Source organism: Sodalis-like secondary symbiont of Drepanosiphum platanoidis (assembly GCF_964059955.1).
Lineage (GTDB): Bacteria > Pseudomonadota > Gammaproteobacteria > Enterobacterales > Enterobacteriaceae.
In genome coordinates this window covers 1-25323 of record NZ_OZ060924.1, presented here as the reverse complement: position 1 = coordinate 25323, position 25323 = coordinate 1, and the positions used below count along the sequence as shown (strand labels likewise).

Sequence of the window (25323 nt, the reverse complement as noted above, 5' to 3'; positions counted from 1 at the left end):
AAATATTTTATATATATAAATTTTTGATTTATTATATATAAAATTTATTTATAATAAATATGTTTTAATATTTTAACATTTATTAAAAAATTAATAAAAATTTTATTTAAATATAAAAATATTTATAAAATATAAAATATAAATATTTTTAAACATAAACAATTTTATTAGGAAAATTATATATATGAATCCTATGTTAAACATATCTATAATTTCTGCAAGAAAAGCAGGAAATTTTATAATGAAATATTATGAATTATATAATAATTCAATTTATCAAAAAAAAAAAAATAACGATTTTATATTAGAAATAAAAACTCAAGCTAAATATATTATTAGTAAAACAATAAAAAAATATTATCCTAATCATATAATTAATAATAAAATATTAAATAATTTTAAAAAAGAAAATATAAACGAAAATCAATGGATAATTAATTCTATAGATGGTTTAAATAATTTTAATACAAGTTTTCCATTTTTTTGTATTACTATAGCTTTACGTATAAAAAATAAAACTGAAATTTCATTAATATATGATCCATTAAGAAATGAAATTTTTAGTGCTATTCGTGGAAAAGGAGCTCAAATAAATCAATATAGATTACGAATAAATTCCCCAAAAAAACATAATAATTCAATTATTTCTATAAAATATTCATTAAAAAAATATAAAAATAATTTTACTTTTTTTAATAAAATTTTTAATTTTTATAAAAGTATAAGATATACTGGATCTGATTCATTAAATTGTGCATATCTTGCTTCTGGACGTATAGATGGAATATTAAATATTGGTACTAGATCTAATTATAAATTAATTGCTGGAGAATTAATTATTCGTGAATCTGGAGGTTTAATAACAGATTTAAATGGTAATATAGATTATTCTTTATCTAAAAATATTATTGCTGGACATTCTAAATTTATAAAAAATATATTAAATTTATATAAATAAAATAATATAATTTAATAAAAAAATTTATTTATTATATAAAATATAAAAATATAAAAATATAAAAATTAAATTATTAATAAACATTTTTAAAAATTTTATATAATTTTTAAAAATATTTTAATTAAAAAATTATTTAATTAAAATTAAATATATTAATAATTTTTTATTTTATTTAAAAAATATATAAAATTAAATAATTATATTAAATGTTTATTAAATTTTTAATTATTAAAATAATTTATTATTAAATATGATAATAAATTTTATTTTTTATATAATAAAACATTTAATTTTTTGATACTATAACCATAGCAGGTCTAATTAATCTTCCATTAAGCATATATCCTTTTTGTATTATATTTATAATATAATTTTTTTTAAATAATTTATTATGTGTTATTGTTATTGCTTGATGAATATTAGGATCAAATGGAATATTAATTTTATCAATAACTTTTAATCCAAATTTATTAACAGAATTAATCATAGATTTTAATGTTAAATCTATTCCTTGAATAGTAATCTTACAATTAAAACATGATTTTTTTGTTGTTTCTAGTGCTCTTTCTAAATTATCAATAACTAATAATAATTCTGAAATTATTTTTTCTAATGAAAATTTTTTTATTTTTTCTATTTCTTTTTTATTTCTATTGTTAATATTATCTATTTCAGCATGCATCCTTAATATATTATCATGATATTTTTTTTGAATAATATTTAATTGCATTTTTAATATAGATTCTTCATTTTCTTTATCTATAAATTCTTTATTTTTATCATTTATAGATTCTTCATTTTCTTTATCTATAAATTCTTTATTTTTATCATTTATAGATTCTTCATTTTCTTTATCTATAAATTCTTTATTTTTATCATTTATAGATTCTTCATTTTCTTTATCTATAAATTCTTTATTTTTATCATTTATAGATTCTTCATTTTCTTTATCTATAAATTCTTTATTTTTATCATTTATCATATATTTTTCTCTTAAAATTTTTTAATTTTTATTAATAAATTATATTATTATATTTAATAAATATTAAAAATAATTTATTATTATTTTTTAAAAATAAATTATTAATTATTTATTATATTAAAATATTTGTTTTAATAAATATTTATTATTTAAATTTTATATAATTTAATTAATATTAATATATTTTATATTAATATTAATTAAAAATTATTAAAATATTATATATAAATATAATATTTTTTTTAAAAAAAATTAATTTTATTAAATATTTTTTTTATCATTATATCTGCTTTTAAAGAAGCTTTTTCTGATCCAGAAATAAGTATTTTTTTTAAAAAATTTTCATCAGATCTAAATAAATAATATTTTTCTTGAAAAGAAATTAAAAATCTAGATAAATAATATATTATACAATCTTTAAAATTTTTATAAGATTTTCCATAAAATTCTTTTTCTATTAAAGAAATAGATGTATTTCTTATAGAAGCTAATAGTATTATTAAATTAGATATTCCAGGTTTATTTATTAAATCATATTTAATAGATTTTGATATATCAGAATCAGTAATAGATTTTTTAATTTTTCTTATAAAATCTTTTTTTTTATCTAATAAAAATATTATATTATTTTTATTAGAATCAGATTTAGACATTTTTTTTCTTGGATCAGATAAAGACATTATACGAGATCCAATTTTTGGAATAATAGATTTTGGTATATTAAATATATCTCCATATAAAATATTAAATCTTCTTGCAAGATTACGAGTTAATTCTAAATGTTGTTTTTGATCTTCTCCTATAGGAACTTTATTTGCATTAAAAATTAAAATATCTGATGCCATTAATATAGGATAATTAAATAATCCAATATTAACTTTTTTTAAAGAATAAGTTTTTAATTTATCCTTAAATTGAGTCATTCTATTTAATTCACCAAAATAAGAATGACAATTAAGTATCCAATTAAGTTGATTATGTTGATGAATACTAGATTGAAGAAAAATTATATTTTTATATGGATCAATACCACATGCTAAATATGTTGCTAATGTATCTAAATTTTTTTTATAAATATTTTTAATATTTTTATAAATAGTTATTGCATGTAAATCAGCAATACTATATATACAAAAATTTTTTTTTTGTAATTTAATCCAATTTAATAAAGTACCTATATAATTTCCAATAGTTAAATTTCCTGATGGTTGCATACTACTAAATACTATTGGTTCATTCATTTTTTTCTCAATCTTAAAAATAATATTAAAATTTATATTTTATATTAAAATAAAATATTTTTTAAATAAATATTTAATTTTTTAATTAAAAATTACAAGATATTTTCTTCTTCATAGAAGAAATTATTTTTAAATAATTATTAGATCCAAAAATTTCTGATCCAGATATAAAAATATTTGCTCCTGCTTTTGAAATAGAAGAAATATTATTTATATTAATTCCTCCATCTACTGCTAATAAAATATTTGGTTTTATATTATCAATAATTTTACGAACATTTTTTATTTTATTAATAGTATTTGGAATAAAACTTTGACCACTAAATCCTGGATTAACACCCATAATTAAAATTATATCAATTTTTTCTATAACATATTCTAAATAATTTAAAGATGTAGATGGATTAAATGCTAATCCAGATTTACATTTAAAATTTTTAATTAAATTTAATGATTTATCTAAATGTAAAGTTGATTCTGGATGAAAAATAATATAATTTGCTCCAGCAAAAATAAATTTTTCAATTAAATTATCTACAGGATTAGTCATTAAATGAACATCAATTGGAACATTTATTCCATAAGAACGTATAGATTCTAAAATAAAAGGTCCCATTGTAATATTAGGAACATAATGATTATCCATAACATCAAAATGTATCATATCTGCACCAGAAGATATTACTTTAGATATATCTTTACCTAAACAAGAAAAATTAGCAGATATAATTGATGGAGAAATTAAATGTTTTTTCATAAAAACTCTATATTTAAAATAAATATATAAATAATAATTTTATATATATTTATTATATTTTTTTAATATTTATTTATTTAATTAAATTTAATTAAATTTATATATTTATATTATATTATATAAACATATTTAAATAAAATTTAAATTTAAGATTTATTAAAAAATTATTAATTATTAAAATATTTTATTATAAAAATTTTAAAATTAAAATAAAAAAATTATTTAAAAAACATTTTATTTAAATATAATGACACTGCATCATCTTTGTTACTTCCTATTACTTCAAGTTTTGGTAATATATTTTTTAATTTTTTTTCAGCATTATACATAATGCATCCTTTTCCAGACATTTTTAACATTTCTTTATCATTCATTCCATCTCCAAATGAAATACAATCTTTTAAAGTAAATCCTAAAATATTAGAAACATATTTTAAAGAATTACCTTTAGAAACTCCACCTGCCATAACTTCTAAACATGTAGATGAAGAAAAACTTACATTAATTTTTTTACCAAATTTTTTATTTAAAATATTTTCTAATTTAATTAAATTATTATAATTTGAACTAGTATAATAAATCTTATAAATTCCATTTATAGGAAAATTTTTATAAGAAAAAATTTTATAATTAAAAGAAGATTCACAAAAAAAATTTTCCTGATTATTATAATGACGATTAACAAACCATTCATTTTTTCTAAAAATATTTGTAAAAATTGATTTATTTTTATAAACTATTTTTAATAAATAAAAAGAAATTTCTTCATTAATATCATGACTATAAATTAAATTTCCATAATTATCATGAATTTTTGCTCCATTAGAAGTTATCATATAAGAATTAATATTTATTTTTCTTTTTATTTTTTCTACATCTATATGATGTCTTCCAGTAGCAAAAATAAAATGAATTCCTTTCATAGTTAATAATCTAAGAGTTTTTTTTGTATATGAAGTTATTCTATGATTAGGTGAAAGAAGAGTACCATCTAAATCTGAAGCAACAATACTAAACATTTATAATAAATCCTTTAATAATATTTTAATATAAATTTAATTAATAAAATTTTATTAATTATTTAAAAATTTAAATTATATATTATATTTATATATTTTTCATAAAAAATTTAAAAAAAATAAAAAATATTTTTTTTTTTAAAAAAAAATGTTATAATAAATTTATTTAAAAAATAAAATGCGTTCTTAGCTCAGATGGTTAGAGTGCCACCTTGACGTGGTGGAGGTCAATGGTTCAAATCCATTAGAACGCATTAAACATATAAAATTAATTTAAAAAATGTTCTGGATAATCTAATGATTCAGAAATTGCATTTATTAAAATAAATAATGATTTTTTATTAATTATATAAGGTGGCATTAAATATATTAATTTTCTAAAAGGTCTTATCCAAACTCCATAATTAACAAACCATTTTTGTATTTTTTCTATATTTATAAAATTAAAAGTTTCTACTACTCCAATAGCTCCTAATACTCTTACATTTTTTACTCTTTTATGTTTATTTAAACTTATTAATCCAGAAAATAATATTTTATTTATAAATGAAACTTTTAAATTCCAATTTTCTTTTTTTAAAAGAAATAAACTTGCATTAGCTGCAGAACAAGCTAAAGGATTTCCCATAAATGTTGGTCCATGCATAAAACATTTAGTAGGACCATTACTAATTGTTTCTGCAATATGACGAGAACTTAATGTTGCAGAAAGAGTAACCATTCCTCCAGTTAAAGCTTTTCCAATACACATAATATCTGGAGATATATTAGCATGATTACATGCAAACAATTTTCCAGTACGTCCAAATCCAGTAGCAATTTCATCAAAAATAAGTATTATATTATAATAATTACATAATTCTCTTAATGTTTTTAAATAAGAAGCATGATAAAATATCATTCCACCAGCACTTTGAACAATTGGTTCAATAATTACAGCTGCTATTTTTTTATTATATTTTTCTATCATAAAAATAATATCTTTATCATCTCCATTTTTCCATTTTTCATGAAAACCTCGAGTTAAAGAATTTATAAAATAATTTTTTGGAAGAAAATTATGATAAAATTTATGCATAGAATTATAAGGATCACAAATTGACATAGCTCCAAATGTATCTCCATGATATCCTTTATAAAAAGATAAAAATTTTTTACGAGGATTTTTATGTAATTGCCAATATTGTAAAACCATTTTAATAGCTACTTCTATTGCAACTGAACCAGAATCTGCTAAAAAAATACATTCTAATTTTTTAGGAACTAATTTAATAATATTTTTACATAATTTTATTGCAGGATAATGTGTAATTCCTCCAAACATAACATGAGACATTAATTTAATTTGTTTAATTAATGCATTATTTAAAACAGGATGATTATATCCATGAATAGCTGCCCACCAAGAAGACATACCATCTATTATTTTTCTTCCATTATTAAGGGTAAGTTTAAATCCATTAGCTGAAATTATAGGATAATTTTTTAAAGGATTAGTTATAGAACTATATGGATGCCATATATGTTTACGATCAAAGAGAATATCATTTAAATGCATTAATAAATACCTATTGTATGTATATTTTAATTAATAGTATACTTATAAAGTAAAAAATAATGTAATTAATTTAATATAATTTTAGGAATATATTTTTATGTCAACTATAAAAACTTGGACATTTAGTCAAACTTCTAATTTATTTAAAAAACCATTTTTTGATCTTTTATTTAAAGCACAAAAAATTCATAGAAAAAATTTTACTCCAAATAAAGTACAAATTAGTACTTTACTATCTATAAAAACAGGATCTTGTCCAGAAGATTGTAAATATTGTCCTCAAAGTTCTCGTCATAAAACTAATTTAAAAACTGAAAAATTAATTGATATTGAAACAGTTTTAAAAAAAGCTCGTATAGCAAAAAAATCTGGATCTACTAGATTTTGTATGGGAGCTGCATGGAAAAATCCAAAAAATAAAGATATACCTATTTTAAAAGAAATGATTAAAAAAGTAAAATCTCTTGGATTAGAAACTTGTATGACATTAGGTATGTTAGATAGTACACAGGCTAATCAATTATCTGAAGCTGGATTAGATTATTATAATCATAATTTAGATACATCACCAGAATATTATTCTTCTATAATTAGTACAAGAACTTATCAAGATAGACTTGATACAATAAAAAATGTAAGAAATTCAGGAATTAAAGTATGTTCAGGTGGAATAATAGGATTAGGTGAAAGTTTTAATGATCGTATAAATTTATTAATACAATTAGCTAATATGGAAAAACCTCCTGAAAGTATACCAATAAATATATTAGTTAAGGTTCCAGGAACTCCATTATCAAATACAAATATTGTAGTAGATTCATTTGATTTTATTAAAATAATAGCAGTTACTCGTATTATGATGAATTCTTCTTATATAAGACTTTCAGCTGGACGAGAAAATATGAATGAAGAAATGCAAGCATTATGTTTTATGGCAGGAGCTAATTCAGTATTTTATGGATGTAAATTACTTACTACTACTAATCCAGATATTGAAAAAGATATTAAACTTTTTGAAAAACTTGGAATAAATACTGAAAAAAATATTCTTTCTTTAAAAGAAAAAAAAACTAAATTTACAAAAAATGATAATATTTTAAATGATAATGAAAAATATTATGATGCATATATATAATTTTTTAAAAAATATTTAATTTTAATTAAAATAATTATACATATAATATATATTATATTTTTTTAAAAAATATATTTTAAATAAATTATATTTTATATATAAAATATAATATATTATATGAAATATAAATTTTTATTTTTTTAATAAAAGGTTAATATTTATGATAAAAAAATATTTTATTACTGGAACTGATACTAATGTTGGGAAAACAATTATTTCTTGTGCTTTAATAAAGTATTTTGTTAAAAAAGGATATAAAACAATTGGTTATAAACCAATTGCTTCAGGATCTTATGTTACTAATTTAGGATCAAGAAATGATGATGTTATAAAACTACTTTTTAGTAGTAATGTAAATTTAAAATATAATCAAATAAATATTTATTCATTGATAAATTCTACATCTCCACATATTGCTAGTATGGATGAAAAAATAAAAATTAATATAAAAAAAATATCAAAAAATTTAAAAAAATTAGAATCTTTAGGAGATTATATATTTATTGAAGGAGCTGGTGGATGGTTTACTCCATTATCTAATAATTATTTTTTTAGTGATTGGGTTATTTATGAAAAAATTTCTGTTATTTTAGTAGTTGGATTAAAATTAGGATGTTTAAATCATGCATTATTGACAATAGAATCAATAAAAAATTCTAATATAAATATAACTGGATGGATAGCTAATCATTTATATCCAATTACTCATAGATCTAAAGAATATATAATTTCATTAAATAAAATGTTAAAAATTCCTTTATTAGGAGAATTTCCATGGATTAAAAAATTAGAAAAAACAGATACATCTAAGTATATTAAATTTGATTTTTAAAAATAAAATACTTATAATTTTTATATTTTAATATAAATTTATTTTTTAATAAAATTTTCAAGATAATTAATATTAATATTTCCTTTTTTAAAATTTATATCATTTATAATATTTAATTGTAAATTTATGTTTGTTTTTATTCCATCTATAATTAATTCTGTTAAAGCATTTTTCATACGAGCAATTGCTATTTTACGAGTTTCTCCAAAACAAATTAATTTACCTATCATTGAATCATAATTAATAGGAACTGAATATCCTGAATAAATATGTGATTCCCATCTAACACCAAATCCTCCTGGAGCATGAAATCTAGTAATTTTACCAGAACTAGGAAAAAAATTTTTAGAATCTTCAGCATTAATTCTACATTCAATTGCATGTCCTAAAATTTTAAGTTTTTTAGGATTTATATTTAATAATTTAAAATTTGCAATTTTTAATTGAGTTTTAACTATATCAATTCCAGTAATCATTTCACTAACTGTATGTTCAACTTGAATTCTTGTATTCATTTCAATAAAAAAAAATTTTTCGTTTTCATAAAGAAATTCAAATGTTCCAACTCCACGATAATTAATTGCTAAACAAGCTTCTATACATTTATTTTCAATATATTTACGTATTTTTTTATTAAATCCAGGTGCTGGTGCTTCTTCAAGAATCTTTTGATATTTTCTTTGAATAGAACAATCACGTTCTCCTAAACAAATAACATTTCCTTGTCCATCTGATAATATTTGAATTTCTATATGTCTAGAATTATTTAAATATTTTTCTATATATAAAGTATTTTTACTAAAAGAAGATTTTGTTTCTAATTTAGTAATCATAATAGAAGATTCTAAATTTTGTGGATTATATACAATTCTTATTCCTTTTCCACCTCCACTATTAGATGATTTAATAATAACTGGATATCCAATTTTTTTAGCAATAATATGATTTTGAAATATATTTTTATTTGTTATATCTTTAGAACTAGGTATACAAGGTATTCCTAATTTTATCATAGTATTTATTGCAGAAATTTTATTACCCATTAAACGAATAGTTTCAGAATTTGGTCCAATAAATATAAATCCAGATTTTTCTACTTGTTCTGCAAAATCAGCATTTTCAGATAAAAATCCATATCCAGGATGAATTGCAGAAGATCTAGTAATTTCTGCTGCTGAAATAATAGATGGTATATTTAAATAACTTTTAATTGATACAGGAGGTCCAATACAAACTGTTTCATCAGCAAGAAGAACATGTTTTAAATCACGATCAATAGTAGAATGTACTGCAACAGTTTTAATATTTAATTCTTTACATGCACGTAAAATTCGTAAAGCAATTTCACCTCTATTTGCAATAAGAATTTTCTTTAACATATTATAATCTCCATTATTCTAATGCTATTAAAGGTTCATCATATTCAACTGATTGTCCATTTTTTAAAAAAATTGATTTAACAATTCCTACCCTATCAGATTTTATTTGATTCATCATTTTCATAGCTTCTATTATACATAATACATCTCCTATATTTATTTTTTGACCTATTTCAATAAAAGGTTTAGCATTTGGACTAGGAGATCTATAAAATGTACCTACCATAGGAGATTTAATAATATATTTATTAATATTTTTATATTTAGAAGAAGATAATTCATTATTATATGATTTTTTATTTTTAGAATATAAACTTTTTATATTTTTTTTATAAAACTTTTTTATTGTTGAAAAATTTTTTTTTGATTTTTTATTACTAATTTTTATTGATTTATTTTTTTCAAAAATTTCTAATTTTGAAATATTAAAATCTTTAACAAGATTAATTAATTTTTTAATTTTACGAATGTCCATAAATTATTTTCCATATTTTAATTATTTAATATAAAAATACATTAAAATTTAAATATTTTAAATATATTAATAATTTTACTAAAAAATTAAAAATAAATAATATAATTTATTATTATTTAAGTTTAAAAATAAATATTTATATAAAAATTTATTTTATTAATTAATTAAATATTTTTTAAAAAATAAATATTAATAATATATTAATATTATTTTACAATAATTTTATTTAAATTATATTTTATTAAAATTTTAATTTAATTAAAAAATTAATTTTATAAAATAAAATATTTTATATGTTATTATTTAATAATTTATAAAATAAACTTAAATTTTTATTAAAAAATAAATATATTAAAATTATGAATTATTTAATAATAAAATATTAATTTTTAATATATTTTTACAAAAATATATTAAAAATTTAAAAAATTGTAAATTTTAATATAATTAATTTATATTAAAATATTTATATAAATATATTTAATAATTAAAATTATACTATATATTTTATTTTTTTTTAAAATAAAAATATTATTAATTTATTTTTTTATTAAAAAATATATATTTTTTAATAAAAAAATTTTAATATATTTTAATTATTAATTATTTTATTAATTTTAATAATCATTAATAATAAATATTTTTTAAAATTTTAAAAAATTTAATAATTAAAATTTTATAGAGATATATATGAATAAAGATAATTTAATTTGGATTGATTTAGAAATGACTGGATTAAATCCAGATATTCATAAAATTATAGAAATTGCTATATTAATTACTGATAAAAATTTAAATATTTTATCAAAAAGTTTAGTTTTTTATATTTATCAATCTAAGAAACAAATAAATTTAATGAATAAATGGAATTTTAATGTACATTCATCTAGTGGTTTAATTGAAAAAGTAAAAAAAAGTTGTATAAATGAATATAAAGCAGAAATAAAAATATTAAAATTTTTAAAAAAATGGGTTCCAAAAGGAAAATCTCCTATTTGTGGAAATACAATTGCACAAGATAGAAGATTTTTATTTAAATATATGCCTAATTTAGAAAAATATTTTCATTATAGATATTTAGATGTTAGTTCAATTAAAGAATTAGCATATAGATGGAATCCTAAAATTTTATTAAAACTTAATAAAAAAAAATGTCATAAAGCATTATATGATATAAAACAATCAATTTATGAGTTAAATTTTTATAAAAAATATTTTTTTAAATAAATTTTTTTAAAGTTTAATAAAAAATTATTAATTATTAATTATATTAATAATATTTTAAATTAAATATTTTAATTAAATATTTAAAAAGTTAAATAAAATATTTTATTTAACTTTTTTTAAAAAAAATTATGATAAAATAAATAATTATATTATTTTTTTAAATAAATTTTTATAATATAAATAAAAAAAATTTAAAAAAATTTTTTTTATTTATTTAAAAACTTAATATTATTATATATAAAACCCAATTCTTATAATTAACATATATAAATTATTTAAAAAATGAAAAATATACGTAATTTTTCTATAATAGCTCATATAGATCATGGAAAATCAACATTATCTGATAGAATTATACAAATATGTGGAGGTTTAAATAAACGTGAAATGTCTTCTCAAGTATTAGATTCAATGGAATTAGAAAGAGAACGAGGAATTACAATAAAAGCACAAAGCGTTACATTAAGTTATTTATCTAATTGTAATAAAAAATATAAATTAAATCTTATTGATACACCTGGACATGTAGATTTTTCTTATGAAGTATCTAGATCACTTTCAGCATGTGAAGGTGTTTTATTAATAATTGATGCTAGTCAAGGAATAGAAGCACAAACTTTATCAAGTTATTTTTTTGCTAAAAAAATGAAGTTAAAAGTTATTACAATTATAAATAAAATTGATTTACCAAATATTAATATAAAACAAATTTTACTTGATATAAAAAATTTAATAGGTATTAATGAAAAAAAAATAATTAAATGTTCTGCAAAAACAGGATTAGGAATATCTAATGTTATTAAACATATAATATCAGATATACCACCTCCTAAAGGAAGTTATTTACTTCCATTACAAGCAATAATCATTGATAGTTGGTTTGATAAATATTTAGGTATTATATCTTTAATTCGTATTAAAAATGGAAATCTTTCATTAGGAGATACAATTCAATGTATAGAAACAAAAAAAAAATATTGTGTTGATCAAATAGGAATTTTTACTCCCAAAAGAAAAAATTGTAAAATATTATATTGTGGAGAAGTAGGATGGATTTCATGTGGAATTAAAAAAATTTCTAAAAATATTGTAGGTTATACTTTAACATTAGCCAATAATCCTTCTAAAGAAAAATTAAAAAAATTTAAAAAAATTAAACCTAAAGTTTATGCTTCTTTATTTTCTATGAGATCAGAAGATTTTAAATATTTCAAAGATGCTTTAAAAAAACTTTCATTAAATGATTCTTCTTTATTTTATGAACCAGAAGTTTCTTCTGTATTAGGTTTTGGTTTTCGTTGTGGATTTTTAGGTTTATTACATATGGAAATTGTAAAAGAAAGATTAGAACGTGAATATAAATTAAATATAATTGCTACTATTCCAACAGTTATTTATAAAATAATTACAAGTAATAATATAATTTATATTGATAGTCCATCTAAACTTTCTAATATAAAAAACATTAAAGAAATACATGAACCAATTGCAAAATGTTATATAATTTCTCCTAAAAAATATTTAGGAAAAATAATTATTTTATGTAATAAAAAAAGAGGAATACAAAAAAATATGATCTTCTACTCTAATAGAGTAGAACTTATATATTATATTCCTATGTCTGAAATTATATTAGATTTTTTTGATAAATTAAAATCTATATCTCATGGATATGCATCTTTAGATTATAAATTTAAAAAATTTAAAATTTCAGATATAGTTAAATTAGATATTATTATAAATAAAATTTATATAGATACTTTGTCTTCTTTAATTCATAAAAATAATATAATTTATAAAGCAAAAAAATCTGTTAATAATTTAAAATTATTAATACCTAGACAACAATTTGATATATCAATTCAAGCATCTATTGGAAATAATATTATTTCTCGTTCTACAATTAAACAACTTAGAAAAAATGTTTTAGCTAAATGTTATGGAGGAGATATTAGTAGAAAAAAAAAATTATTAAAAAAACAAAAATTAGGTAAGAGAAAAATGAAAAAAATAGGAAATATTGATTTACCTAAAGAAGTTTTTTTATCAATGTTAAATATAAAAAAAAAATAAAATATTTATTTTTAGGAAATATATTTATGGAAAATACTTTTAATATAATATTAACAATTATAACTTTTTTCACAGGAATTATATGGTTATTAAAAATTTTTATATTTTTTTTAAAAAAAAATATTTTATTAAATAACTTTTTTAAAAAAATAAATATATGTATATATATAAATGATTTTTTTAAAAAAATTTATATAAAAAAAATTTTTTATTTATCTAAATCTATTTTTCCTACTTTATTATTTGTATTTATAATAAGAATATTTATTTTTGAACCATTTTATATTCCTTCTGGATCTATGATGCCTACGATTATGAAAGGTGATTTTGTATTAGTAAATAAATTTTTATATGGAATAAAAAATTTTATTACTCATAAAACTTTTATAAAAATAAAAAATCCCAAACGTGGTGATATTATAGTATTTAAATATCCTATTAATCCTAAAATAAATTATATTAAAAGAATTATTGGATTACCAGGTGATTATATTAAATATAATTATATTACAAAAAAATTAAAAATTTATTCTAATTATATTTTAAATAAAAAAAATAAAAATAAAGTTTTAATTTTTTATAAAATTAAAAATAAAAAAAATTTTTTAGAATATGAAGAAAATTTAGATGGAATTAAACATAAAATATTAACTTTATCATATAAAAATAATAAATTTAAAAAAGAATTAAAACATCATTTTAATGATACTTATGAAAAATGGATTGTTCCAAAAAATAGTTATTTTGTAATGGGAGATAATAGAGATAACAGTTTTGATAGTCGTTATTGGGGATTTGTTCCAAAAAAAAATATAATAGGAAAAGCTACTATAATTTGGATGAGTTTAAATATAAAAGAAAAAAAATTTCCATTATATTTTACAATTAGAATAAAACGTTTTGGAAGTTTATATTAATAATATTTTAATTAAATTTTATTTTATTTTAAAATATTAAAAAAAATGTATAAATTAATAATATATAAATATTTTATATTATTAATTTTTTATACAATTTATGAAAAAAATAATGATTAATAAAATACAAAAAAAAATAGGATATTTTTTTAAAAAACCAGAGATTTTATTTCAATCTCTAACACATAGAAGCGCAAGTAGTAAACATAATGAAAGATTAGAATTTCTTGGAGATTCAGTATTAAATTATGTTATTGCAAGTGAATTATATAAAAGATTTCCTAATATTAACGAAGGAGATATGAGTAGGATGCGTGCTAGTTTAGTTCGTGGAAATACTCTTGCAGAAATAGCAAAAGAATTAAATATAGGAAAATATTTAAGATTAGGACCTGGAGAAATAAAAAATAGAGGATTTCATAGAACTTCAATTTTAGCAGATACTATAGAAGCTTTAATAGGAGGGATATTTCTTGATAGTAATATACAAACTATAGAATTATTAATTATTAATTGGTATTTAAATCGTCTTAAAGGAATTATTCCAGGAAATCAACAAAAAGATCCAAAAACAAGATTACAAGAATATCTTCAAAGTTGTCATTTACCACTGCCTGTTTATAATTTAATTCATGTTAGTGGAGAGGCTCATGATCAAGAATTTACTATTAATTGTCCTATTATAGGATTAGATTATCCAATTATAGGAAATGGATCTAGTAGAAGAAAAGCTGAACAAGCAGCAGCAGAAGAAGCACTTAATATTTTAAGTATTAAAAAATAATCAATATAAAGGAAAAATAAAACATGAATTATTGTGGAAATATACTTATTATTGGAAGAAGCAATGTTGGAAAGTCTACATTAATAAATAAAATTGTTGGATCAAAAATATCTATTACTTCAAAAAAACCTCAAACTACATATTTAAATATTACAGGAATAAATACTGAAAATAAATATCAAGCCATTTATACTGATACACCTGGAGTTTATTTTTATAAAAATAAAATTATAAATTTTTTTAATAAAGATTTTTATAAAAATCTTTTACTTTCTTCTAAAGAAGAATATGTTCTTGTTATTTTAGTAGTTGAAGTAAATATTTGGACTAATATTGAAGAAAAAATGTTTAATTCTTTAAAAGAAATTAATATTAAAATTTTAATTGTTATTAATAAAATTGATATTTTATATAAAAAAAATGAATTACTTCCTTATATTAAAAAAATAAGTAATAAAAAAAATTTTATAAGTATTTTACCAATTTCTGCTAAAAATAATATTAATATTGATAAATTAAAATCTATAGTCTTTAATATTCTCCCAAAAAAAAAACATATTTTTTTAAAGAAAAATTTTATAGGAAACTTTACAAATAAATTCTTTATTTCTGAAATTATTAGAGAAAATTTAATAAATTCTCTTTATAAAGAATTACCTTATAATTTTTATATAGAAATAGAAAAATTATATGAAAAAAACTTTATTTATGTATATGCTAATATTATTGTTAATAAAATAAATTATAAAAAAATAATTATAGGAAAAAATGGAAATAAAATTAAAACAATAAGAAAATCTTCACAAAAATATCTTGAAAAAAAATTTTTAAAAAAATTTTTTTTATATATTTGGGTTAAAATAAAAATTTAATAATTATAAATATTTTAAAAAAATTTATATTTAATAAATAGTTTAGGTGTTGCAAGGTTAAGCCTCACGGATTTATTAGTATCGGTTAGCTCAACATTTCACAATGCTTACACACCCGACCTATCAACGTCATAGTCTTTAACGTTCCTTTAGGAGATTTTAATCTCTGGGAAGATTAATCTTGAGGCAAGTTTTCTGCTTATATGCTTTCAGCGGTTATCTTTTCCGCACATAGCTACCGGGCAATGCCATTGGCATGACAACCCGAACACCAGAGGTGCGTCCACTCCGGTCCTCTCGTACTAGGAGCAGCCCCTCTCAATCTTCCAACGCCCACGGTAGATAGGGACCGAACTGTCTCACGACGTTCTAAACCCAGCTCGCGTACCACTTTAAATGGCGAACAGCCATACCCTTGGGACCTGCTTCAGCCCCAGGATGTGATGAGCCGACATCGAGGTGCCAAACACCGCCGTCGATATGAGCTCTTGGGCGGTATCAGCCTGTTATCCCCGGAGTACCTTTTATCTGTTGAGCGATGGCCCTTCCATTCAGAACCACCGGATCACTAAGACCTGCTTTCGCACCTGTTCGAGCTATCACTCTCACAGTCAAGCTAGCTTATGCCTTTGCACTAACCTCACGATTTCTGACCGTGATTAGCTAACCTTTGTACTCCTCCGTTACTCTTTAGGAGGAGACCGCCCCAGTCAAACTACCCACCAGACACTGTCTTTAATCCGGATTACGGATTTAAGTTAGAAGATCAAATTTTAAAGGGTGGTATTTCAAGGATGACTCTATTTAAACTAGCGTCTAAATTTCATAGTCTCCCACCTATCCTACACATTAAAATTTAATATTCAGTGCCAGGATATAGTAAAGGTTCACGGGGTCTTTCCGTCTTACCGCGGGTACACCGCATCTTCACGGCAAATTCAATTTCACTGAGTCTCGGATGGAGACAGCCTGGCCATCATTACGCCATTCGTGCAGGTCGGAACTTACCCGACAAGGAATTTCGCTACCTTAGGACCGTTATAGTTACGGCCGCCGTTTACCGGGGCTTCGATCAAGAGCTTTATTTTTTATCAAAATTAACCCCATCAATTAACCTTCCGGCACCGGGCAGGCGTCACACCGTATACTTCCACTTTTTGTGTTTGCACAGTGCTGTGTTTTTAATAAACAGTTGCAGCCAGCTGGTATCTTCGACTAATTAAAGCTCAAATCGATATGATCTTCACTTTTATTAGCATGCCTTCTCCCGAAGTTACGGCATTATTTTGCCTAGTTCCTTCATCCGAGTTCTCTCAAGCGCCTTGGTATTCTCTACCTGACTACCTGTGTCGGTTTATAGTACGATTTAATATAACCTGAAGCTTAGAGGCTTTTCTTGGAAGTGTAGCATTAATTCCTTCATCACATTAGTGACTCGTTATCACGCCTCAGTGTTTAAAAAAAGCGGATTTTCCTACTTTTTACACCTTTACGTTTGAACCAGGACAACCATCGCCTGGAGAATCTAGCTTTCTTCGTCCCCCCTTAGCAGTTATAATAAGTACAGGAATATTAACCTGTTATCCATCGATTACGCTATTTAGCCTCATCTTAGGTGTCGACTTACCCTGCTTCGATTAACGTTGAACAGGAAACCTTAGTCTTTCGGCGAGCAGGTTTTTCACCTGCTTTATCGTTACTCATGTCAGCATTCGCACTTCTGATACCTCCAGTTTACTTCACAATAAACCTTTACAGGCTTACAGAACGCTCCCCTACCCAATAAAAAAATCAAAAAAATAAAATTTTTTTATTGTCGCAGCTTCGGTACATAGTTTAGCCCCGTTAAATCTTTCGCGCAAACCGACTAGACCAGTGAGCTATTACGCTTTCTTTAAATGATGGCTGCTTCTAAGCCAACATCCTGGCTGTTTTAGCCTTTTCACATCGTTTACCACTTAACTATGATTTGGGGACCTTAGCTGGCGATCTGGGTTTTTTCCCTTTCCACGACAGACGTTAGCACCCGCCGTGTGTTTCCCATGATAACATTCTTTGGTATTCGTAGTTTGCATCGGATTGGTAGCCCGGAATGGACCCCTAACCGAAACAGTGCTCTACCCCCTAAGATGAATTCATGAGACGCTACCTAAATAGCTTTCGGGGAGAACCAGCTATCTCCCGGTTTGATTGGCCTTTCACCCCTATCCACAAGTCATCCGCTAATTTTTCAACATTAGTCGGTTCGGTCCTCCGATTAGTGTTACCTAATTTTCAACCTGCTCATGGATAGATCACCGGGTTTCGGGTCTATATCCTGAAACTAAACGCCCATTTAAGACTCGATTTCTCTACGGCTCCCCTATTTGGTTAACCTTGCTACAGAATATAAGTCGCTGACCCATTATACAAAAGGTACGCAGTAACATATTAAATCATGCTCCTACTGCTTGTACGTATACGGTTTCAGGTTCTATTTCACTCCCCTAACCGGGGTTCTTTTCACCTTTCCCTCACGGTACTAGTTCACTATCGATCAGTCAGTAGTATTTAGCCTTAGAGGATGGTCCCCCTATATTCAAACAGGATATCACGTGTCCCATTCTACTCTTCGAATTCACATAAAAAAAATTTTCAGATAAGGGGCTATCACCCACTATTGCCGGACTTTCCAGACCGTTTTCTTAATTTTTTTTATGATTTTAATTCTGGGCTTTTCCCTATTCGCTCGCCACTACTAAGGGAATCTCGGTTGATTTCTTTTCCTCAGGGTACTTAGATGTTTCAGTTCCCCTGGTTTGCTTCATTAAGCTATTTTATTCACTAAATGATGATATTTAAAAATATCGGGTTTCCCCATTCGGAAATCGTCGGATATATTGCTTCTTATCAGCTCCCCGACGCTTTTCGCAGATTAGCACGTCCTTCATCGCCTCTGACTGTCTAGGCATCTGCCGTATACGCTTTATTACTTAACCTTGCAACCCTAAACTTATTATTTTTTATAAATTTTAAATTTTATTTATTATATATTTTAACTAAAAATTAAAATAATTTAATTTATAAAATTTTTAAAAATTATTTATAAAAATAAAATTTTTATTTTCCCAAATTTTTAAAGAACTATTAAAATTTAAAAAAACTTATATTAAAAATTATTTAATATAAATTTTATATTTAATTTTTAAAATATTTACTAAATTAATTAAAAATTAAATTTATTTAAAAATTATATTTAATATAAAATTTTATTAAATTTCTTTAAAATAAATAATATATCTTTTTATATAAAAGTCAAGATATTTGTTTTCTAAAAATTAATTAAATTTATTAATTAATATTTTTAATAAATAAATTATATATATTTTATTTATATAAATTTAAATTTTATTTAAAATAAATATTTTTAAATTTTTTATTTAAAAAATAAATATTTATTATTTTATAATAAATTTTGATTTTTTTATAAAAAAATATTATTCTTAAATTTTATAAATAATTTAAAATTTTTAAAAATTTTAATTTAAAAAAATTATATTTAAAATATAAATAATGTATAATTATTATTTTTATAAATTTTTCCATAAACATATTTTATATTTTTTATAAATTTTTTCAATAATATTTTTATGATCTATTTTTTCTTGTTTATTTGAATATATAATTTTTAATTTTTTTTTATTATTAATTAGTTCTTTATTATTATTTTTATTTATTTTTAAAATATTTTTTTTATTAATATTTTCATTAAAATCTATATGTGTTTGATTACTAGTCATTAATAAAAATATATCTGCAAGAATTTCTGCATCTAATAATGCACCATGTAAATTTCTTTTGCTTCTATCTATTAAATAATAGTCACATAAAGAATTTAAACTGCAACTTTTAAAAGAAAAAATTTTTCTTGCTAAAAATAAACTATCAATAATTTTACAAAAATATTCAATTTTTTTTATATTTTTATTAATTAATAATAATTCTTGATTTAAAAATCCTATATCAAATTGTGCATTATGAATAATTAATTCTGATCCATTAATGAATTTTAAAAAATTTTTATATATTTGAAAAAAAGTTGGTTTATTAATTAAAAATTCATTTGTAATTCCATGTATTTTAAAAGCTTCTTCTTCAATAGATCTATTAGGATTAAGATAGACATGAAAATGTTTTCCACTTAACCTTCTATTAATTATTTCTACAGCACCAATTTCAATTATTCTATGACCTATAAATGGTAAATTATCTTTATTAATACCTGTAGTTTCTGTATCTAAAACAATTTGTCGTTTAATTTTATTTTTCATAATTATTAAATAATATTTATTATATTCTAAAGACATAATATAAAATGTATAAAAAAATAGATATTTTTACAGATGGTTCATGTCTTGGTAATCCTGGTCCAGGTGGATGTGGATCTATATTACGCTATAAAAAACATGAAAAAATTCTTAGTTCTGGATATTATAAAAGTACTAATAATAGAATGGAACTATTATCTGTTATTATTTCTTTAGAAACATTAAAATGTTCTTGCGATATTTTAATAAGAACAGATAGTCAATATGTAAAAAATGGTATTACAAAATGGATATATTTATGGAAAAAAAATTCTTGGATGAACAAAAAAAAAATAAAAATAAAAAATTTTGATTTATGGAAAAGGTTAGACATTGCAATAAAACCACATAATTTAAATTGGATTTGGATTAAAGGACATTCTGGAAATATAGAAAATGATAGATGTGATAAAATAGCTCGTTTTGCTGCTTTAAATCCATTTTTAGAAGATACTGGATATTTATTTAAATCTTATTTTAAATAATATTAAATATTAATATATAATAAATTTCATTAAAAATAAATATATTTATTTTTAATGAAAATTTTTTTTAAATTATTTAAATTATATAAAAATTTTTAATTTTTTTTATTAAAAAAAATTAAAATTTATAAAAAATATATATATTATAAATAATTTTTTATAAAAAATAAAAAGGTTATTAAATGAAAAAAATAATATCAGATATAATTTTTTTATTATTAATAATAGATCCATTAGGAAATTTACCAATATTTATTAATATTTTAAAAAATATTAATTATAAAAGAAGATTTTTCATTATTATAAGAGAAATGATTTTTTCTTTATTTATTATGTTTATTTTTCTTTTTTTTGGAGAAAAAATATTATTTTTTTTAAATTTAAAAAATTATGTAGTTTCTATTTCTGGTGGAATTATTTTATTTTTAATTGCATTAAAAATGATTTTTTTAGAAAATAAAGATAAATCTATTATTAAAAAAAATAATGAACCATTTTTAGTTCCTATAGCTATTCCTTTAATTTCTGGACCATCTATTTTATCTTCACTTATTATTTTTTCACATAATTATTCAAATAACATTAAATATGTTATATTTATTCTTTTTATTTCTTGGTTAATAGCATTAATAATTTTATTAATATCAAATTATTTAATAAAATTTTTAGGAAAACAAGGAATGATTGCTATTGAACGTATTATGGGTTTAATTTTAATTATGATATCAATACAAATGATTCTTAATGGAATAAAATCTTATTTAAATTAAAATTTAATTTTTTTAATTAAAATAATTTTAAATAAATATTAATTTTTGTTTTTTTTTAAATAAATTAATTTTTAATTAAAATATATTTATTATTTCTATTTTAAATAAATTTTATTTAATAAATTTTTTATTCATTTCTTTTTCAATTAAAAAAACTAAAATATGAATTATTTTTAAATGTATTTCTTGAATTCTATCAGCATATCCAATATATGGTATACGAATTTCAATATGAACATTATTAGATATTTTTCCTCCATCTTTTCCAGTAAGTGCAATAATTTTCATTTTTTTTATATGAGCAGATTTAATTACTTCAATAATATTTTCAGAATTTCCTGATGTAGAAATAACAAATAATATATCTTTTTTTTTTCCTATTGTTTCAACATAACGAGAAAATATATATTTATATCCAAAATCATTACTAACACAAGATAAATAACTTGGATCAGATATTACAAGTGCAGGATATCCAGGACGATTATTACGATAACGTCCCATAAGTTCTTCAGAAAAATGCATAGCATCACAATGTGATCCTCCATTACCACATGAAAATATTTTTCCTCCAATTTTAAATGCATTAGAAATTAAAATTGCTGATTTATTTATTAATTTTAATAATAGTTTATTTTTTATACATATTTTTAATAATTTTTCAGATTCTTTTAATTCTCTTAAAATAATTTTTTGATACATACAACATACCTTATAATAAAATTCATTTATTAAATAATGTTTATTAATAAATAAAATATATATTTTTATAAAAATATTTTATTAAAAATTTTATTTATTTTTAATAGATTTATATTTTTTTATCCAAATAAGTAAAACAGATATAGCAGCTGGTGTTATTCCAGAAATTCTAGATGCTTGTCCAATAGATATTGGATTATATTTTTTTAAAATTGAAATAACTTCATTAGATAAACCTGGAATCTTATTAAGATATAATTTTTTAGGAATTAATAAATTTTCAAAATGAAATTTTTTATTTATTTCTTTTTGTTGTTTTTTTATATATCCTTCATATTTTATTTGTATTTCTAATTGTTTTATTTCTTTCATATTTAATAATTCAGGAAAAAAATCATATTTCTTTTTTTTTATAATTTTATTATAAGAAATTTCTGGATTTCTTAAAAGATTTTCTATACTTATTTTTTTAGATATTTTTATATTAAAATTTTTATTTATATAACTAGAATTTATTGTATTAGGTTTAATAAATGTTTCACGTAATTTTTGACGTTCTTTTTCAATATTTTCTATTTTATAACAAAAATTTACCCATTGATATTCTTTTATTAAACCAAGTTTATAAGCAATTTCAGTTAATCTAATATCAGCATTATCTTCCCTTAAAGATAATCTATATTCTGATCTAGAAGTAAACATTCTATAAGGTTCTTTTATTCCATGTGTACATAAATCATCAATCAATACTCCAATATATGATTGACTTCTTTTAGGAATCCATTCTTCTTTATTTAAAGATTTTTTTGCTGCATTTAAACCAGCAATTAATCCTTGAGCTGCAGCTTCTTCATATCCTGTAGTTCCATTAATTTGTCCTGCAAAAAAAATATTAGATATTATTTTACTTTCTAATGTATTTTTTAAATCTCTTGCATCAAAATAATCATATTCAACAGTATACCCTGGAACAATAATTTTAGCTTTTTCTAAACCATATATAGAATTTATTATTTTTTTTTGTATATTAAATGGTAAACTAGTAGATATTCCATTAGGATAAATTTGATTGCTTTTTAAACCTTCTGGTTCTAAAAATATTTGATGTGATTCTTTTTTTGAAAATCTTATAATTTTTTCTTCAATAGAAGGACAATATCTTGGTCCTTTTCCTATAACTATTCCTGAATATATAGGACTATTTTTTATATTATTTCTAATAATATCATGAGTATTATTATTTGTTCTTGTAATATAACAAGGTACTTGTCTAGGATGATTATCTTTTGAACCTGTAAATGAAAAAATTGGTATAGGATTATCACTATATTGTATATTTAATTTTCTATAATTAATACTATTAATATCAAGTCTAGGAGGGGTTCCTGTTTTTAATCTTCTAACATAAAATGGTAAATTACGTAATTTATTAGATAGTAATATAGATGATTTATCTCCATTACGACCTCCAATATATTTATTATTACCAATATATATCTTACCTCCTAAAAATGTACCTACAGATAAAACTATTGATTTGGAAAAAAATCTATTATTATCTTTACTTATTACTCCAATAGCTTTATTATTTTTAATAATTAAATCATTAATTTCTTGTTGATATATAATTAAATTTTTTTGATTAATTAATGAATTAAAAATAAATTTTTTATATAAATCTCTATCTGCTTGTGCTCTAGTTGCTCTAACTGCAGCACCTTTACTAGAATTAAGTATTCTAAATTGTATTCCAGAGTTATCTATTGCATGAGCCATTAATCCACCCATAGCATCAATTTCTTTTACAAGATGACCTTTTCCAATTCCTCCAATTGCAGGATTACAAGACATTTGTCCAATAGTATTTTTAAAATGAGTTAGCATTAATGTTTTACATCCTATTCTAGCAGATGCCATGGATGCTTCAACTCCTGCATGTCCTCCACCAATAACAATAACATCAAAATAATTTATTTTTGAAATCATATTTTATCTAATTAAATTTTATTAATAATTTATTAAAATTATAAAAAAATAATTATTTAAAAATATTAATTTTTAAAAATTAATTTATATTAAACAATTATTTCTTTTATCCATTTTTTTATCCATGGTTTACTATATTCCATTAAACAAAAATTTTTTGTTATATCAATTTCTAAGACTTTTCCAATTCTTTTAGCTCCACAAAGTAATAAGTAATGATTAAATTTTTTAATAGCTCCACAAAATGTATCATATTCACTATTTCCTATTCCAATTGCTCCAAACATTATTTTTTTTAAACATGGTTTTTCTTTTTTTAATATTTTTAAAAAATTTTTTAAATTTTCAGGTACATCTCCTAATCCATATGTTGATGTAATAATTAACCATAATCCTTTATTAGATAATTTTGAAAAATTTACTCCATGAAATATTTTTAATTTAAAATTATTTTTTTTTAAAAATTTTGCAATATCTTCAGCAAAATCTTCTGTTTTTCCAAAAGTACTTCCACTTATTAAAGTTATTTTAGTCATATATATCTTCCTTAAGATATTTAATATAAAATAAAATTTTATACAAAATTAATTAATATATATTTATTAAAATTTTTTAATTTTTAAAAAAAAATTAAATATAAAAAAATTTTTATTTAATTTTTAATTAAATTTTTTATTTTAAAATTATTTTTTTATTATTAAATATTTTTTTTAAAAATTATATATAAATATATAAAAAATTATATTTAATATTTATTTTTTTATTTTTTTAATTTAAATAAAATAAATATATAATAAATTTTAATAAATTTATAAAATATAATTT

21 protein-coding genes, 1 tRNA gene and 1 rRNA gene are annotated in these 25323 nt (G+C 20.3%); 11 read left to right on the top strand and 12 right to left on the bottom strand.

Going from position 1 to position 25323, the window contains the following annotated elements; genetic code table 11:
• Positions 1–184 precede the first annotated feature (184 nt).
• Positions 185–958, top strand: a complete 774-nt coding sequence (locus tag AB4W47_RS00115) for an inositol monophosphatase family protein (protein WP_367670627.1) — start codon at positions 185–187, stop codon at positions 956–958.
• A 286-nt stretch (positions 959–1244) separates the two neighbouring features.
• On the opposite strand, the gene grpE is transcribed toward AB4W47_RS00115, so the two are convergent.
• From grpE to yigL, 4 genes are all read right to left on the bottom strand, one after another.
• Positions 1245–1940 (bottom strand): nucleotide exchange factor GrpE, encoded by a 696-nt coding sequence (gene grpE / locus AB4W47_RS00110; RefSeq protein ID WP_367670626.1) that lies wholly within the window; start codon positions 1938–1940, stop codon positions 1245–1247.
• 242 nt (positions 1941–2182) lie between these two features.
• Positions 2183–3181, bottom strand: coding sequence for a tryptophan--tRNA ligase (gene trpS / locus AB4W47_RS00105; protein WP_367670625.1), 999 nt, complete (start codon positions 3179–3181; stop codon positions 2183–2185).
• 85 nt (positions 3182–3266) lie between these two features.
• Positions 3267–3938 (bottom strand): ribulose-phosphate 3-epimerase, encoded by a 672-nt coding sequence (rpe, locus tag AB4W47_RS00100; RefSeq protein WP_367670624.1) that lies wholly within the window; start codon positions 3936–3938, stop codon positions 3267–3269.
• 218 nt (positions 3939–4156) lie between these two features.
• Positions 4157–4957, bottom strand: coding sequence for a sugar/pyridoxal phosphate phosphatase YigL (gene yigL, locus AB4W47_RS00095; protein WP_367670623.1), 801 nt, complete (start codon positions 4955–4957; stop codon positions 4157–4159).
• A 180-nt stretch (positions 4958–5137) separates the two neighbouring features.
• Here yigL and AB4W47_RS00090 point away from each other — a divergent pair.
• A tRNA-Val gene (locus AB4W47_RS00090) sits at positions 5138–5211 on the top strand.
• 14 nt (positions 5212–5225) lie between these two features.
• Here the strand turns inward: AB4W47_RS00090 and bioA are convergent.
• Complete coding sequence (bioA, locus tag AB4W47_RS00085) at positions 5226–6515, bottom strand: adenosylmethionine--8-amino-7-oxononanoate transaminase (RefSeq protein WP_367670622.1); 1290 nt, start codon at positions 6513–6515, stop codon at positions 5226–5228.
• A 97-nt stretch (positions 6516–6612) separates the two neighbouring features.
• On the opposite strand from bioA, the gene bioB reads away from it, so the two are divergent.
• Both bioB and bioD read left to right on the top strand, forming a co-directional pair.
• A complete protein-coding gene (gene bioB / locus AB4W47_RS00080; protein ID WP_367670621.1) occupies positions 6613–7650 on the top strand; it encodes a biotin synthase BioB in 1038 nt (345 codons plus the stop codon).
• A 160-nt stretch (positions 7651–7810) separates the two neighbouring features.
• A complete protein-coding gene (bioD, locus tag AB4W47_RS00075) occupies positions 7811–8482 on the top strand; it encodes a dethiobiotin synthase (protein ID WP_367670620.1) in 672 nt (223 codons plus the stop codon).
• Between the two features lie 38 nt (positions 8483–8520).
• Here bioD and accC read toward each other — a convergent pair whose 3' ends face one another.
• Positions 8521–9861 (bottom strand): acetyl-CoA carboxylase biotin carboxylase subunit, encoded by a 1341-nt coding sequence (accC, locus tag AB4W47_RS00070; protein WP_367670619.1) that lies wholly within the window; start codon positions 9859–9861, stop codon positions 8521–8523.
• A 13-nt stretch (positions 9862–9874) separates the two neighbouring features.
• On the bottom strand, positions 9875–10336 hold the full coding sequence (gene accB / locus AB4W47_RS00065) for an acetyl-CoA carboxylase biotin carboxyl carrier protein (protein WP_367670618.1): 462 nt from the start codon (positions 10334–10336) through the stop codon (positions 9875–9877).
• A 684-nt stretch (positions 10337–11020) separates the two neighbouring features.
• On the opposite strand from accB, the gene orn reads away from it, so the two are divergent.
• The 5 genes from orn (at position 11021) to era (ending at position 16209) form a co-directional block, all read left to right on the top strand.
• Positions 11021–11563 carry an oligoribonuclease gene (gene orn, locus AB4W47_RS00060; RefSeq protein WP_367670767.1) on the top strand — a complete coding sequence of 181 codons (543 nt, stop codon included), beginning with the start codon at positions 11021–11023 and terminating at the stop codon, positions 11561–11563.
• 282 nt (positions 11564–11845) lie between these two features.
• Entirely contained in the window at positions 11846–13636 is a 1791-nt protein-coding gene (lepA, locus tag AB4W47_RS00055; RefSeq protein WP_367670617.1) for a translation elongation factor 4, read from the top strand.
• A 26-nt stretch (positions 13637–13662) separates the two neighbouring features.
• Positions 13663–14553 (top strand): signal peptidase I, encoded by an 891-nt coding sequence (lepB, locus tag AB4W47_RS00050; protein ID WP_367670616.1) that lies wholly within the window; start codon positions 13663–13665, stop codon positions 14551–14553.
• A gap of 100 nt (positions 14554–14653) precedes the next feature.
• A complete protein-coding gene (rnc, locus tag AB4W47_RS00045; RefSeq protein WP_367670615.1) occupies positions 14654–15337 on the top strand; it encodes a ribonuclease III in 684 nt (227 codons plus the stop codon).
• A 23-nt stretch (positions 15338–15360) separates the two neighbouring features.
• Positions 15361–16209 (top strand): GTPase Era, encoded by an 849-nt coding sequence (gene era, locus AB4W47_RS00040; RefSeq protein ID WP_367670614.1) that lies wholly within the window; start codon positions 15361–15363, stop codon positions 16207–16209.
• 53 nt (positions 16210–16262) lie between these two features.
• Here era and AB4W47_RS00035 read toward each other — a convergent pair.
• Positions 16263–19187 (bottom strand): 23S ribosomal RNA (locus tag AB4W47_RS00035).
• Positions 19188–19778: 591 nt separating this feature from the next.
• Entirely contained in the window at positions 19779–20519 is a 741-nt protein-coding gene (dnaQ, locus tag AB4W47_RS00030; protein WP_367670785.1) for a DNA polymerase III subunit epsilon, read from the bottom strand.
• Positions 20520–20563: 44 nt separating this feature from the next.
• Between dnaQ and rnhA the strand changes: the two genes are divergently transcribed.
• Both rnhA and AB4W47_RS00020 read left to right on the top strand, forming a co-directional pair.
• Complete coding sequence (gene rnhA, locus AB4W47_RS00025) at positions 20564–21040, top strand: ribonuclease HI (RefSeq protein ID WP_367670613.1); 477 nt, start codon at positions 20564–20566, stop codon at positions 21038–21040.
• Between the two features lie 182 nt (positions 21041–21222).
• Positions 21223–21810 carry a YhgN family NAAT transporter gene (locus AB4W47_RS00020; protein ID WP_367670612.1) on the top strand — a complete coding sequence of 196 codons (588 nt, stop codon included), beginning with the start codon at positions 21223–21225 and terminating at the stop codon, positions 21808–21810.
• Positions 21811–21921: 111 nt separating this feature from the next.
• Here AB4W47_RS00020 and lpcA read toward each other — a convergent pair whose 3' ends face one another.
• From lpcA to AB4W47_RS00005, 3 genes are all read right to left on the bottom strand, one after another.
• Complete coding sequence (gene lpcA, locus AB4W47_RS00015) at positions 21922–22512, bottom strand: D-sedoheptulose 7-phosphate isomerase (protein WP_367670611.1); 591 nt, start codon at positions 22510–22512, stop codon at positions 21922–21924.
• Between the two features lie 90 nt (positions 22513–22602).
• Positions 22603–24498: a tRNA uridine-5-carboxymethylaminomethyl(34) synthesis enzyme MnmG gene (mnmG, locus tag AB4W47_RS00010; protein ID WP_367670610.1), complete on the bottom strand. Its 1896-nt coding sequence runs from the start codon at positions 24496–24498 to the stop codon at positions 22603–22605.
• An 89-nt stretch (positions 24499–24587) separates the two neighbouring features.
• Positions 24588–25034 carry a flavodoxin domain-containing protein gene (locus AB4W47_RS00005; RefSeq protein WP_367670609.1) on the bottom strand — a complete coding sequence of 149 codons (447 nt, stop codon included), beginning with the start codon at positions 25032–25034 and terminating at the stop codon, positions 24588–24590.
• Positions 25035–25323: the final 289 nt, after the last annotated feature.

Bases quoted from the DNA above. Each gene is read 5' to 3' on its own strand.
- AB4W47_RS00115 (WP_367670627.1), top strand. From the start codon at position 185: ATGAATCCTATGTTAAACATATCTATAATTTCTGCAAGAAAAGCAGGA.
- grpE (WP_367670626.1), bottom strand. From the start codon at position 1,940: ATGATAAATGATAAAAATAAAGAATTTATAGATAAAGAAAATGAAGAA.
- trpS (WP_367670625.1), bottom strand. From the start codon at position 3,181: ATGAATGAACCAATAGTATTTAGTAGTATGCAACCATCAGGAAATTTA.
- rpe (WP_367670624.1), bottom strand. From the start codon at position 3,938: ATGAAAAAACATTTAATTTCTCCATCAATTATATCTGCTAATTTTTCT.
- yigL (WP_367670623.1), bottom strand. From the start codon at position 4,957: ATGTTTAGTATTGTTGCTTCAGATTTAGATGGTACTCTTCTTTCACCT.
- bioA (WP_367670622.1), bottom strand. From the start codon at position 6,515: ATGCATTTAAATGATATTCTCTTTGATCGTAAACATATATGGCATCCA.
- bioB (WP_367670621.1), top strand. From the start codon at position 6,613: ATGTCAACTATAAAAACTTGGACATTTAGTCAAACTTCTAATTTATTT.
- bioD (WP_367670620.1), top strand. From the start codon at position 7,811: ATGATAAAAAAATATTTTATTACTGGAACTGATACTAATGTTGGGAAA.
- accC (WP_367670619.1), bottom strand. From the start codon at position 9,861: ATGTTAAAGAAAATTCTTATTGCAAATAGAGGTGAAATTGCTTTACGA.
- accB (WP_367670618.1), bottom strand. From the start codon at position 10,336: ATGGACATTCGTAAAATTAAAAAATTAATTAATCTTGTTAAAGATTTT.
- lepA (WP_367670617.1), top strand. From the start codon at position 11,846: ATGAAAAATATACGTAATTTTTCTATAATAGCTCATATAGATCATGGA.
- lepB (WP_367670616.1), top strand. From the start codon at position 13,663: ATGGAAAATACTTTTAATATAATATTAACAATTATAACTTTTTTCACA.
- rnc (WP_367670615.1), top strand. From the start codon at position 14,654: ATGAAAAAAATAATGATTAATAAAATACAAAAAAAAATAGGATATTTT.
- era (WP_367670614.1), top strand. From the start codon at position 15,361: ATGAATTATTGTGGAAATATACTTATTATTGGAAGAAGCAATGTTGGA.
- dnaQ (WP_367670785.1), bottom strand. From the start codon at position 20,519: ATGAAAAATAAAATTAAACGACAAATTGTTTTAGATACAGAAACTACA.
- rnhA (WP_367670613.1), top strand. From the start codon at position 20,564: ATGTATAAAAAAATAGATATTTTTACAGATGGTTCATGTCTTGGTAAT.
- AB4W47_RS00020 (WP_367670612.1), top strand. From the start codon at position 21,223: ATGAAAAAAATAATATCAGATATAATTTTTTTATTATTAATAATAGAT.
- lpcA (WP_367670611.1), bottom strand. From the start codon at position 22,512: ATGTATCAAAAAATTATTTTAAGAGAATTAAAAGAATCTGAAAAATTA.
- mnmG (WP_367670610.1), bottom strand. From the start codon at position 24,498: ATGATTTCAAAAATAAATTATTTTGATGTTATTGTTATTGGTGGAGGA.
- AB4W47_RS00005 (WP_367670609.1), bottom strand. From the start codon at position 25,034: ATGACTAAAATAACTTTAATAAGTGGAAGTACTTTTGGAAAAACAGAA.